Genomic DNA, 12411 nt, shown 5'->3' on the forward strand with positions numbered 1-12411 from the left:
GGTCTCAGAGCCTTCTCTCGTTTCGCGAAGCTTTTGCCTGCCCCAGCGCGCTCGCTCAGTCGCGCAACAGCGGGTCGTCTTCGATGAAGCCCTCGCGCAGCCCGAGCGCGCCGCACAGCATCGACGAGAGGGCAACCGCGAGCATCAGCGCCAATGGCCAGACCCAGCCTCCGGTAATCTGATGCAGCACGCCGAACGCCATCGGCCCGGCAAACGCCAGCAGATATCCACCGCCCTGCACAAAAGAGCTCAGCTGCGCAGAGCCGGCCTGTGTGCGCGACCGCAGATTGATCAGGTTGAGCACGAGACTGAAGGTCAGCGGGCCGAGACCGACCGCAGTGACCCAGACTGTTGTGCCTGTGGCCGGTGCCACCATCAGTCCGACCAGCCCGATGACGAACAGCACTGTCGAGACGATCACCAACGGGTGCAGACGGCGCATCCGCTCGGTCAATGGAGAGATGATCAGCGGCATGAAGATACCCAAGAGTGAGAAGAGTCCGAGGTAGGCGGCAGCCAGCGCCTCGTCGAGCCCGGCATCGCGCAAGAGCGACGGCAGCCACGCGAACATCGTGTACACAATCATCGACTGAATGGCCATGATGCCGGTGATGCCCCAGACCTGGCCCGACCGCCATAGCCGTAATCTCTGTGCAGAGTCGTCGACCGCAGGTGGAGCATCCACCGCATCTGCAGCCGCTGTGCCGATCTGCCGACGCCGAACCGCCACAGCGCACCAGAGCAGGCAGGCCAGCGCGGCGGGCAATGCCCACGAGGCCATCGCGCGGCGCCATCCATACGCTTGAGCCATACCCACCACATAGAGCGGTGGAATCGTGGTGCTCACCCCCATCAGGGTCGAATAGAGCGTGGTCATGCCGGCGATGCGGTGCGGAAAGTAGCGCTTGACCAGTGGCGGCATGATGATGTTGCCGATACCAATGCCCAAAAAGGCCAGTGCAGTGGCAGCGAAAAACAGCACCACGGAGTCGCCGAGCGGCCTCAGCAGCTGAGCGACGCAGCCGACAAACATGGTCAGCGCGGCCAGCACATCGAGCGGCAGTCGACGCAGCAACAGCGGCGTGACAAAACCCGCACCTGCGAACAGCAGTTGCGGCAGCGAACCGATCATGCCGAAGGTCACAGAGTCGAACGGGATATCTGCGCGTACCCGGTCGGCGATGGGCGAGAGAATGGTGACCACGCCGCGAAGGTTGATCGCTGTAGCCGCCACTGCCAGCAGCACCAACGTGCCATCTCGTCCGCGCGCACCGGAGGCGAGCGCGTCAGCCACGCCGCAGCGCTTTCCAGAGCATCTGGCCAGAGGTGAACAGCAGCAGCACGACCAGCAACCCGGTTGCCAGCCCCTGGTCGATGACTTGCACGAGCATGCCGCCGATGACTGCCCCGAATGCGCCGGGCACGCCCACCAACGCGGCGAGCTTCAGGTTGACATTGGCATTGCGCAGGTTCGCCCACGTGCCGCTGATGCCCGTCGGCAGGATGCTCACCAACGACGCTCCCTTGGCCAGCGTTGCGTCAACGCCCAGTCCGATGATCAGCACAGGCACGATGATGAGGCCGCCACCGATGCCCAACAGCCCGGCGAGCACGCCAACGCTCAGCCCGAGGGAAAGCAGCACCAAGGTGTGAGTGAGCGTCGGCTCGAGCGCGCCTTCACCGGTGGGCAGGTCGACCAGCATTTTGATCGCCGTGGCGATGATCAGCAGGGCGAACAGCACTTGCAGCGCCTTCGGGCGAATGCGAGCGAGCAGCCAGGCGCCAGCAAAGGCACCCACGAACGAGCCGGCGCCGATCACGCACCCGGTGTAGAGATCGAGGGAGCCGTGCGCGGCGTAGGTGATGATGCCTGTCGCGGCGATCGGCATCGTGGCCGCCAGCGACGTGCCGCTGGCCATCTTGGCCCCCACACCCAAGATGAGCACGAGACCGGGCACGATGATGATGCCGCCGCCCACACCGAACAGGCCAGAGAGCACGCCGGCAGCCAATCCTAAGAGGGCGGCCAGTGCGAGTTTCAGGGGAGATGAGTGCACTCCCCCACCTTAGCCGAGCAACTGCTCCCCGACGTATCCTCCGGCCTGAGCACCAGGCGGTATCGCAAACGAGGCAGACCCGATCGGTGTGGTCCAGGTGTTGAGCAGGTCGAGATCGGCAAGCGCCTGCTGAATGGGCACGAACTGCTCGGTGATGCTCGCCTGCCAGCTGCCGAACAGCAGACCAATGTCAGCGACACCCTCGGCATCGACCCCAGCGTCGTAGTTGTAGCCGCTGCGATGGATGCGCACTCGGGTATCGCTGTCACGCGCACGACGAATATGGGCGGCCGTGTCGATCACGGTGAACCCGAGGTCGTTACGCGCGTCGAAGTCGGGTTCGTCGAACTCATCCGATCCAGTCAGCGGTGCGCCAGTGGAGATGGTGCGCCCGATGCTGTTCTCACGGCCTGATGGATCGACTTCGTCCCAGGTTTCGAGATTCATCGCAATGCGTCGGAGCACGAAGGTCGTGCCGTTGTCTACCCATGGCGAGAAGCCGTCACCGGTACCCCACACCTGTGCCGCCAGTGCATCGCTGCCGAGTGCCGCGTTCGCGGTGCCGTCTTTCTGACCGAACAGATTGCGCATGGTGGTTGAACTTGACTCGGCGTGTCGCGCTCTGCGGAACCCCTCCTGTCGCCAAGCGACTGTGGCGAAGAATTTGGCGTTCTTCGTCATCACTCGCGCCACGTGTGACAACGTGATGGGGTCGTCACTGGCGACCTTGATCAACAAGTCACCACCCGAGAACTCGGGTCGCAATTGGTCAATTGAGAAGGCGGGAAAGGAATCACCGACCCCAGCCGGCGTTTCGGCTCCCACCAGCTCAAAGACCTTCTGACCGAACCCGAAGGTCACGGTCAGCCGTGCCGGAGGGCGCACCATGTCGGGATCGGTGAGTGCGATGGTCGGCTGCCCTTGGGTTAGTCTCGAGGCATCATCAGTGAGGATGCGCATCAGACGTTGCAGCCGCTCTCGGTCGACGAATTCGCGCAGCGTGAAAGCAAGGTACACCGCATGGGCTTGATCAGGTGTGTCGATGCCAGCCTGGCGATCGCCATAGAACGCGATGGTCTCGTCTCCGGTGACTGCGGCATCCGGCGTGACCAGGCCGGTGTCGGCTGGGTCGGCCACCGAGTGACCGACCCAGCCAGCACCGAATCCCGCGCCGAGTGCAGCGACACCGACTCCGCCGGTGATCAGCCCACGACGCGAGACATCAGCCATTGTTCGACATGCCCTCGTGTTCGGAGTCATCGCCGTACTGCTCGTTCGCACCGGTGTAACTGCGCACCTCGGCATCGAACTGCTGCTCACGTCCGTCTGAGAAGTGCAGCGTCACCGTCACTGTTTGGCCCGGCTCGAGGTCTTGCTTGAGCTTCATCAGCATGATGTGATTGCCGCCCGGCGCCAGTTCGAAGCCGTCAGAGGTAATGGCGAAGCCACCCTCTTTCTCCTGCATCTTGCCGTCGACTGTTTCATGCAGCTGGGTCATGCCGGCGACCTCGGTCTCAGCGGAGACCAGCTGCACGTCACCATCAGTGGCTCGCAGTGTGCCGAACACGGCGGTCATGCCGTCAGCAGTGGTGGCCGCCTTGGCCCAGGCGTTCTCGACGGTGACCGCGTCTTGCTGCGTCTGCTCCGAAGAGGAGGCGGTGTCGCTGCTCTGCTGATCGGGGCTGCTTGAGCAGGCGCTCAGCGGCAGCGTGAACGCTGCGGTGAGCAGCACCGCTGCCATGACACGGCGGGCAGGGGTGATCGACTTGTGGTTGTTCATGAATATGTTGCTTTCTGATGATGTGTGAAAAATGCCGTCGACTGCGGCCACAGAGCATCAGAGATTCAGTTAGCGGCGACGCGTGGCCACCACAGCCACGACCACGATCACCGCTGCAACGCCCACGCCACCGAGTGCCCAAGGCAGCCAGCCGGAGCCGTTGCCCGTTTCGCTCGAGTCCTCTTGCGCAGCGGCTGTCTCCGTCTCAGCATTCGCTGAGACCGAAGGCGTCGCTTCGCTGGTATCGGGGTCGCCGACGGTGAACTGGTAGGCCGCGCTGATGCGGTGTCCGTCTTCAGACACCACACTGTAGGCCACTTGGTAGTGACCTGCTGTGGTGCCGATGTCGACGGGCACTGAGACGGTCGCCCCATCGACGACCGTCTCACCTGTGGTGTGCGAGGCTCCGTCAGCGTCGGTCACTGCCACCTCGCTGGCGCCAGTAGTGAGCACCGATGCGCTGAAGGTGATCGACACGACTGCTGGTGCCGTCTGCAGCTGGGCATCCTGCGCGGGGTTCGTCTCGACTACCACGTTGTGCGCGTGAGCAGTCGTCTGAGCCGTGACGGTCAGCACGCTGGTGAGCGCCAGCGCGAACAGACTGAGCAGGGTGACCCAGTGCGCCCGATTGTGCGTGCGGGCGTGCAGAAGTAAAGCCATGAGTTACCGTTCCTGAATCTCTGATGTGGGGCGGAGCGTCAACGAGAAGAGGCGCTCCGTGTGACCGCTCAGTGAGACGGCGGCGCTCGAAGGCTCCACCCCTGAACGAGGCTCGGCCTGCGTGCAGTGCGCGGAGCCTCAGTGAGGCAAAGATGAGTGTCGCCCGAGACCAGGGCTGGATGAAGATCTGTGGTCGAGAGCAGGCGATGAACTTGCGCCGCGCCGGCGCTGATCACTCGTGAGAGCAGTTGCGCGCCGAACCCCAACCAGAGCCAGGCCACCACAGCGGCAAGCGTATGGGCGGCCACCATGGCGATGCCACCGGCCAGTGCGCTGGAAGACGTGGTGGCAAGGTGTGCAGCGTGGCCGCCAGCAGAGGACATGAACACCATGTGCATGACGCCCTGTGCACCGAGCACGACGAAAAACGAGCTCAGCCGACGATGGATGCCGCGCGGGAGGAAGCCGATGGGCGTGCACACCGCTGCTGCGACGAGCACCGCCCAGATGCTGACGATTTGGCCGTCAACTGCGGCATGGGCAATGCCGCTGAGCCCCGCAGCGAAGAGCGCAAACACGAAGGCACGCATCAGTCGCGTGCTGCCATGCTCTCGCTGTGTGCTCATCCTGCCTAGTCTATCGCCCTTGGAGTCAGCCGTGAATTCGATGTCGATGCATGTCGCCACACAGACCACGACGCCCGACACGTCGAGAGATCGTGTCAGGCGTCGTGCGCGGAGTCAGCTGAGCGTTACTCGGCTTCGCCCTGCAACATGCTGCCGGTGTCGAGGAACCGCTGATGCCAGCTGAGTGCCTCGGGCAGAATGTGGGGGGTCTGACCGGCGTTCGGCTGCGCGTTTGCGCGGTCGAAATAGTCTTGCAGCTGGGCGCGGTACGACGGATGCGCGATGGCGATCAGTGCCTGGGCGCGCTCACGCGGGGTCTTGCCACGCAGGTCGGCAAAGCCGTACTCCGTGACGATCACCTGGGTGTCGTGCTCGGTGTGATCGACGTGCGAAACGAACGGCACGATTGCCGAGATATCGCCGTTCTTGGCCACCGAGGGGCTCAGGAAGATCGAGATGTAGCCATTGCGGGCGAAGTCACCTGAGCCGCCGATGCCGTTCATCATCTTGGTGCCCATGACGTGAGTCGAGTTCACATTGCCGTAGATGTCGGCCTCAAGCATGCCGTTCATCGCCACCACGCCGATGCGACGAATGAGCTCAGGGTTATTGCTGATCTCTTGGGGGCGCAGGATGATGTGCTTGTTGTAGAAGTCGATGTTCTCGCGGAACTCATCGATCACGTCTGGGCTCAGCGAGAGCGCAGTGGCCGACGCCACCTCGACAGTGCCCGACTTGATCAGCCCGAGCATGCCGTCTTGAATCACTTCTGAGAAGCACTCGAGACCCTTGTAGCCGCCGGTCTCGAGGCCGGCAAGCACCGCGTTGGCCACGTTGCCGATACCCGACTGCAGCGGCAGCAGTTTGCCCTTGGGCAGACGGCCGGCCTCTTCTTCTTGTTTGAAGAACTTGACCACGTTGTCGCCGATGGCCTTCGACACCTCGTCAAGCGGGGTGAACTTCGTGTTGCGGTCGCCACCACCAGTCTCGACCACTGCGACGACCTTGTCGAGATCGACCTCGAGGTACGGCACGCCGATACGGTCGGTCGCCCCGACCAGCGGAATCGGCTTGCGATGCGGCGGCACATCGACCGAGTAGTAGACGTCGTGAATGCCGTTGAGCTGCTCGGGCTGCCACTCGTTGACCTCGAGAATGACCTTGTCAGCCTGCTCGAGCCACGTCTTGTTGTTGCCCAGCGAAGTGGAGGGAATGAGGTGGCCGTCTTCGTCGATGCCCGAGACTTCGATCACCGCGAAGTCGAGATGGTCGAAGAAGCCCTCTTCGACCTGCTGCGCGAGATGCGAGAGGTGCGTATCGATGTAGCGCACGCTGCCGTTGTTGATCTGCTTGCGCAGCGAGCCATCGGTAGAGAACGGTGTGCGGAACGCGATCGCTTCGCTCTCAGCGAGAATGCCATCAAGCGCGTGGTCAGTCGAGGCGCCGGTATAGACGTTGACCTGGAAGTGCTCGCCGCGCTCATGGGCGGCAGCAGCGTGCTTGGCCAGTGAATCGGGAATCGCCTTGGGGTAGCCTGCACCCACGAAACCACTGAACCCGATTGAGGCTCCGTCGTGGATCAGTGCCGCAGCCTCGTCTGCCGAAACGACCTTGCTGCGGAAGGCTTCGTTGCGGATTCTGTCAGTGTTGATAGCTTCGTTGGTAGACACGACTTCATCGTATCCCACACTCTCGCCCACCCCGCCAATCGACGCGGCGATCATATATAGCACTCGCCCACGACGCATGGATGCGCGAGGGTCACCTTCCACCTCCGGTAGCATTGTGGCGCGAAGGAGCCCGCATGCACACCACCATCGGCCTGATCCGACACGGCGAGACCGACTGGAACGCCCAGCGTCGTATTCAAGGGCGCACCGACATCCCCTTGAACGACCGCGGCCGTGCTCAGGCTCGAGTGGCCGCCGAACGTTTGATGAACACAGATTGGCAGCGCATCTACACCAGCCCCCTGCAGCGCGCCGCCGACACTGCGTCGATCGTCGCCGAGGTGCTTGGTCTGCCCGCGCCCGGAGTGCTCGACGATGTGGCAGAGCGCAGTTTCGGCGAAATCGAGGGGCTCACTTATGCCGAGCGCACCGCGCGATTCGCTGAAGACACAGCAGTTCCGGGCCTGGAGACTCGTGCCGATGTGGTCGCACGCAGTCTGCCGGCTCTCTCACTTCTGGCCGCAGCTCATCCCGGCCAGAACCTTTTGGTAGTCACCCATGGGGGCGTCATCGGCTCGCTCATCCGGCATGTGACAGATTTCCGCCTGCCGAATCCCGCCGACACTATTCCCAACGGCAGCACGAACGTGTTTACCGTCGACGAAGTCGGCGCCTGGGCGCTGCAACAGTATGAGGGTGCCCCCGGAGACGCCGCGGCGCGTCCGATCCCCTGACAAGGCGTGTCAGTGGGCGCCGCTAGGCTGGAAATATGACAGAGACAGCAGCACTGCCAGCATGGGCGCGCGACCTCATCGTATTCGACACCGAGACCACAGGGGTCGACACACGCACCGCACGCATCGTCAGTGCCTTCATCGGGCGGCTCGATGCCGACGGCCACCTCGTTGAAGAGCATTCTTGGCTGATAGACCCCGAAGTCGAGATTCCCTGGCAGGCACAGCGGGTGCACGGCATCAGCACCGAGCGCGCACGTCGTGAGGGTCGCCGCGCTGCCGACGCCCTGTCTGAGGTGCTTGAACTGTTGCGGTCAGCGTTCGACACGCAGACACCAGTGGTCGCTTATAACGCACCCTACGACCTCTCGATTCTCGAAGCCGAGGCGCAGCGGCACAGCCTCGCTCCACTGGTCAATCCCAGCCCTGTCGTTGACCCGCTGGTGATCGACAAGGCCGTCGACCGATTCCGTCGAGGCAAGCGCACCCTGACCGACGCCTGCCGCCATTATGGTGTCACGCTCGACGACGCACATCAGGCCTCTGCCGACGCGATTGCCGCCGGGCTCGTTGCCCAGGCCGTTGCACGCGCCTTCCCCGAACAGCTCGACATTCCTGCCCAACAGCTGCATACCGAGCAGATCAGTTGGGCCCGCGAACAGGCCGACAGTTTCATCGACTACATGCGCAACACACGCGGTCTCACCGACTTCTGGACCAGCGGAGCCTGGCCAGTGCGCTAACCCGCCGCGCTGATCATCTCTCAGCCGCGCACTTTCTGCAGCAGCGACACAATGTCGGCAGTGCCAACGCGTTGTCTGCAGCAGCCCGGAGTGTCGTGCAGACATCACGTCGCAGATGCAGACAGTGCCTCTGCGCACCCATGAACCTGATGCAGCAGCATCGGCCGCTCACCCCACAGTCCCAGCCAAACACAAAGAAGGACACCCCATTGGGTGTCCTTCTTTGAAGAGATGAGGCGCAGCCTCAGTGGCTGACTAGCCGAGCTTGCCGAAGCCCTTGTAACGGTTGTTGAACTTCTCAACGCGGCCGGCCGAGTCAAGGATGCGCTGCTTGCCGGTGTAGAACGGGTGCGACACCGATGAGATCTCGACGTCATAGACCGGGTACGTGTTGCCGTCTTCCCACTCGATGGTCTTGTCTGACTTCACGGTGGAGCGAGTCAGGAACGACTCGCCCGACGCGAGGTCACGGAAGACGACCGGAGCGTAGTCGGGGTGAATGCCTTTTTTCATGAGTGATCCTTACACACTAAAAGTGGACGCAATGACGCGTGAGCCAGAGAAACACTATACCAGATCGGCCTGCGCGGTGAAACGACCGTCGTGCCGTGTCACGCGAAGCGGCAGGTCATAAAGCTGACTGAGGTTGTAGCTGGTGACGGTCTCTGCGATCGGGCCCTGAGCAGCGACCTGCCCGTCTTTGAGCAGAAGGGCGTGGGTGAAGTTGCGTGGGATCTCCTCGACGTGGTGAGTCACCGAGACCAAGGCCGGCGCCTCAGGTGCCAGTGCGTACTCACCCAAGAGCGTCAGCAGCTCTTCTCGCGCACCGAGGTCGAGGTTGGCCGTCGGCTCGTCGAGCAGCAGCAGTTCGGGGTCGCTCATCACCGCGCGGGCGATCTGGGTGCGCTTGCGCTCACCATCGCTCAAGCTGCCATAGGTGCGGTCTGCCAAGTGCTCCAGACCCCAATCGCGCAGCATCGCCCGAGCTCGGCGCTCGTCAACCTCGTCATACTGCTCGCGCCACCGACCAGTGACGCCATACGCCGCGGTGAGCACCACGTCGAGCACCGGCTCACCGGCCGGCAGCCGCCGACTGGTGGCTGACGAAGCCAGCCCGACTCGCGGCCGCAGCTCGAAGACATCGACGCGGCCGAGCTGTTCACCGAGCACGCGCACAGTGCCTTTGGTCGGATGCAGTGAGGCACTGGCGACGTTCAGCAGCGTCGTTTTGCCGGCACCATTGGGGCCGAGCACGACCCAGCGTTGGTCGGCCTCGACACGCCACGAGACATCGTCAAGCAGGGCGTGCCCTGAGCGCACCACACTGACATGGGAGAGATCGAGCACTGTCGTCATGGCATCCAGACTAGAACATGCTGCGCGGAGCGAGCCGCAGGCCACGCGTAGAATGCAATGGTGAATGCTGCCCTACTGGTCGTGACTGACGTTGACTCCACCCTGATCCAAGACGAAGTGATCGAGCTGCTGGCCGATGCCGCCGGCACCCGAGACCAAGTTGCCTCAGTCACCGAACGAGCGATGCGGGGCGAAATCGACTTCGCCGAGAGCCTCCGTGAGCGAGTTGCAACCCTCGCCGGGCTCTCCGACGACATCTTTGCGACCGTGGTCGAACGAGTGCGAGTCAGCCCCGGCGCTCAACAGCTCATCGACGCCGTGCACGAGCGCGGTGGCATCGTGGGCGCAGTCTCCGGAGGCTTCCGGCAGGTGCTCGATCCGCTGGCCGTTCACTTGGGGCTCGACCTGTGGGAGGCCAACGTGCTCGAAGTCGTCGACGGGCATCTCACCGGGCAGGTGCTGGGTGACATCGTCGACGGGCAGCGCAAGGCAGACCTCTTAGTGCACTGGGCGAGTCGCAACGAGGTGCCTCTCACACACACCATGGCCGTCGGCGACGGCGCCAACGATCTGCGCATGATGGCTCAGGCTGCTGTGTCGGTCGGGTATCACCCCAAACCCATCGTCGCTGAGCATGCTGATCATGTGATCAGCGTCGGCGGACTCGACCAGGCCGTGGCCTGGCTGCCTGCCGTCTGAGCGGCCTTCGCGCTCAGTGCCCCATGCCGAGGCCGCCATCGACAGGAATGATCGCCCCGCTGATGTAGCCGGCGTCATCTGAGGCGAGCCAGGCGATCGTCTTGGCCACGTCATCCACCGTGCCGAACCGCCCGGCCGGGATGGCCGAGAGATAGTCGGTGCGCTGTTGGTCGGTGAGCACCGCGGTCATGTCGGTCTCGATGAAACCGGGAGCCACCAAGTTCGCAGTGATGCCGCGCGAGCCCAGCTCACGAGTGAGGGAACGTGCGATGCCAACCAGGCCGCTCTTAGCCGCCGCATAGTTGATCTGTCCGGCGGAGCCATACTGCCCTACCACGCTCGACAGCAGGATGACACGCCCCCAGCGCGCGCGAATCTGACCTTTGATCACCCGTTTGATCGTGCGGAACACCCCGGTGAGGTTGGTGTCGATCACCTCGGTGAAGTCGCTCTCGCTCATGCGCAGCAGCAGTGTGTCTCGGGTGATGCCCGCGTTGGCCACCAAGATCTCGACCGGCCCGAGTTGCTGCTCGACCTGCGAGATCGCCTCGTCAATTGATGCCGCATCGGTGACATCGGCGTTGACTGCGAGTGCACCCTCGGGCCCGTCGCCATTGCGCGAGGTGACTGCCACGCGGTAGCCGCGACGCACAAACTCTTCGGCGACGGCACGGCCGATGCCACGGTTGCCGCCGGTGACCAGCACAACGCGGGCGTTTTCGGCAGCGGCTGATGGTGTTTCGCTCATGGTGTGATCATCCTCGGTCTTCAACAGTGGTGCGGCTTACACTATATCCAAGGCCTGCAATGCTCGGGCCGGGCGAGATTGGAGGCGACCGTGGCAGCAGATCACACTGCCGTGGTAACCCACGTCTCGACCTCCCCCGTTGATGACCGCGTACGGCGCATGTGGCAGTACAGCATTGCGATGGCTATTCGTCTGGTGTGCTTTGGTCTCATCTTTGCCGTGCCCGGCTGGTGGAAGCTGCTTCCGATCGCCGGTGCCGCGCTGCTGCCGTACTATGCAGTGGTGATTGCAAATCTGCCCCACCGCGCAGCTCCCGAGTTTCAGCCAGTGGTGGCCCCGGCCATATCTGCCCGCCGCCCGGGCAGTGCAACCGAGTCTGCCGAAGTCATCACCATCGAGGCACACGTGGTCGGCGAGCCCACAGCTCCCACCCCCGACGACTCCGGCGAGCCCCGTGTTCAGCAGACACAGACACAGCCACAGCGTCCGGGGCGCACCGCATGAGGCGCCTGCGTCTGCTGCGGCCTTGGGAGTGGATCGGATATCTCGCCGCAGTCATCGTCTTCGCCATCGCCTGCGTCTATCTGTCGCAGTGGCAGTTCGACCGCCGCGAACAGGCTGTCGAACAGATCGACAAAGTGCAGACCAACTGGAGTGCAGAGACCACCGACATCGATTCGCTGGTGCCCCAAATCGACGCGTTCGATGACGCGCTCGAGTACCGCAGTGTGACACTCACGGGTGTGTACGAGCAACAGCGCCAGGTGTTGGTGCGCAACCGTCCGCTGAATGGCTCACCGGGCTTTGAGGTGCTCGTGCCGCTGCGCCTCGACGACGGTCGGGTGTTCTTTGTCGACCGCGGGTGGGTGGCATCTGCCTCCGACGGCGGCACCCCAGACGTGCCAGATGCTCCGACTGGCGAGGTCACTGTCGTCGTTCGTTTGAAACCTGCCCAGCCTGCGGTTGACCGCGGCGCACCCGAGGGTCAGATCGCCAGCTTTGAGCTGACACAGCTGGTGGCCGATGGCGAGGCCGAGGCCACGTTCACCGGTGCCTACGGTCAGCGGCAGAGTGAGACGCCTGCTGCGGCTGAGAATCCGCAGGTCATCCCCCAGCCGAGCCTGAGCGAAGGCAGCCACCTGTCTTACGCCCTGCAGTGGTTGGCCTTTGCTGTGCTCGCGTTCGTGGGGTTCGGCTATGCGATTCGCGCGACACTGCGGCGTATCGAAGACACCGGCGGCAGCGAGATCGAGGCGCAGCGGCGACGCCGTGTCGGTCGGTCGCGAGCCGATGCCGACACTGAGGTCGAAGACGCCATTCTCGATCGCACGCACTGAC

15 protein-coding genes are annotated in these 12411 nt (G+C 63.5%); 5 read left to right on the forward strand and 10 right to left on the reverse strand.

Annotated elements, in window-relative coordinates; genetic code table 11:
- Positions 1-55: 55 nt before the first annotated feature.
- The 7 genes from G557_RS10570 to scpC form a co-directional block, all read right to left on the reverse strand.
- A complete protein-coding gene (locus G557_RS10570) occupies positions 56-1294 on the reverse strand; it encodes an MFS transporter (protein ID WP_051223936.1) in 1239 nt (412 codons plus the stop codon).
- The gene (locus G557_RS0100135) at positions 1287-2057 is read right to left on the reverse strand and encodes a sulfite exporter TauE/SafE family protein (RefSeq protein WP_028244487.1); all 771 of its coding nucleotides are present in this window, start codon (positions 2055-2057) and stop codon (positions 1287-1289) included. The genes G557_RS10570 and G557_RS0100135 overlap by 8 nt, the downstream gene beginning before the upstream one ends.
- A 9-nt stretch (positions 2058-2066) precedes the next feature.
- The gene (locus G557_RS0100140; protein WP_028244488.1) at positions 2067-3287 is read right to left on the reverse strand and encodes a Dyp-type peroxidase; all 1221 of its coding nucleotides are present in this window, start codon (positions 3285-3287) and stop codon (positions 2067-2069) included.
- Positions 3280-3837, reverse strand: coding sequence for a copper chaperone PCu(A)C (locus G557_RS0100145; RefSeq protein WP_036960165.1), 558 nt, complete (start codon positions 3835-3837; stop codon positions 3280-3282). Before G557_RS0100145 ends, G557_RS0100140 begins: the two co-directional genes overlap by 8 nt.
- 69 nt (positions 3838-3906) lie before the next feature.
- Positions 3907-4497 carry a copper resistance CopC family protein gene (locus G557_RS10575; protein WP_051223938.1) on the reverse strand — a complete coding sequence of 197 codons (591 nt, stop codon included), beginning with the start codon at positions 4495-4497 and terminating at the stop codon, positions 3907-3909.
- 68 nt (positions 4498-4565) lie between these two features.
- Positions 4566-5123 carry a hypothetical protein gene (locus G557_RS0100155; RefSeq protein ID WP_028244490.1) on the reverse strand — a complete coding sequence of 186 codons (558 nt, stop codon included), beginning with the start codon at positions 5121-5123 and terminating at the stop codon, positions 4566-4568.
- A gap of 125 nt (positions 5124-5248) precedes the next feature.
- Positions 5249-6793: a succinyl-CoA:acetate CoA-transferase ScpC gene (gene scpC, locus G557_RS0100160; protein ID WP_245542729.1), complete on the reverse strand. Its 1545-nt coding sequence runs from the start codon at positions 6791-6793 to the stop codon at positions 5249-5251.
- A 134-nt stretch (positions 6794-6927) separates the two neighbouring features.
- Between scpC and G557_RS10580 the strand changes: the two genes are divergently transcribed.
- Complete coding sequence (locus tag G557_RS10580; protein WP_051223940.1) at positions 6928-7527, forward strand: histidine phosphatase family protein; 600 nt, start codon at positions 6928-6930, stop codon at positions 7525-7527.
- A 35-nt stretch (positions 7528-7562) separates the two neighbouring features.
- Complete coding sequence (locus G557_RS0100170; RefSeq protein WP_036960168.1) at positions 7563-8270, forward strand: exonuclease domain-containing protein; 708 nt, start codon at positions 7563-7565, stop codon at positions 8268-8270.
- Positions 8271-8525: 255 nt separating this feature from the next.
- Here G557_RS0100170 and G557_RS0100175 read toward each other — a convergent pair whose 3' ends face one another.
- Both G557_RS0100175 and G557_RS0100180 read right to left on the reverse strand, forming a co-directional pair.
- Positions 8526-8783, reverse strand: coding sequence for a type B 50S ribosomal protein L31 (locus tag G557_RS0100175; protein WP_028244493.1), 258 nt, complete (start codon positions 8781-8783; stop codon positions 8526-8528).
- 54 nt (positions 8784-8837) lie between these two features.
- Entirely contained in the window at positions 8838-9626 is a 789-nt protein-coding gene (locus G557_RS0100180) for an ABC transporter ATP-binding protein (RefSeq protein WP_028244494.1), read from the reverse strand.
- Between the two features lie 57 nt (positions 9627-9683).
- On the opposite strand from G557_RS0100180, the gene serB reads away from it, so the two are divergent.
- The gene (gene serB / locus G557_RS10585; RefSeq protein WP_036960173.1) at positions 9684-10325 is read left to right on the forward strand and encodes a phosphoserine phosphatase SerB; all 642 of its coding nucleotides are present in this window, start codon (positions 9684-9686) and stop codon (positions 10323-10325) included.
- Positions 10326-10338: 13 nt separating this feature from the next.
- Here the strand turns inward: serB and fabG are convergent, their stop codons facing one another.
- A complete protein-coding gene (gene fabG / locus G557_RS0100190) occupies positions 10339-11073 on the reverse strand; it encodes a 3-oxoacyl-ACP reductase FabG (RefSeq protein WP_051223942.1) in 735 nt (244 codons plus the stop codon).
- Positions 11074-11163: 90 nt separating this feature from the next.
- Between fabG and G557_RS10590 the strand changes: the two genes are divergently transcribed.
- Together G557_RS10590 and G557_RS0100200 are read left to right on the forward strand one after the other, a co-directional pair.
- Positions 11164-11577 (forward strand): DUF3099 domain-containing protein, encoded by a 414-nt coding sequence (locus G557_RS10590; protein ID WP_245542730.1) that lies wholly within the window; start codon positions 11164-11166, stop codon positions 11575-11577.
- Positions 11574-12410, forward strand: coding sequence for an SURF1 family cytochrome oxidase biogenesis protein (locus G557_RS0100200; RefSeq protein ID WP_028244496.1), 837 nt, complete (start codon positions 11574-11576; stop codon positions 12408-12410). Before G557_RS10590 ends, G557_RS0100200 begins: the two co-directional genes overlap by 4 nt.
- Position 12411 lies beyond the last annotated feature (1 nt).

It is taken from the genome of Pseudoclavibacter soli DSM 23366 (assembly GCF_000423505.1).
In the GTDB taxonomy this organism is placed as follows: Bacteria; Actinomycetota; Actinomycetes; order Actinomycetales; family Microbacteriaceae; genus Pseudoclavibacter_A; species Pseudoclavibacter_A soli.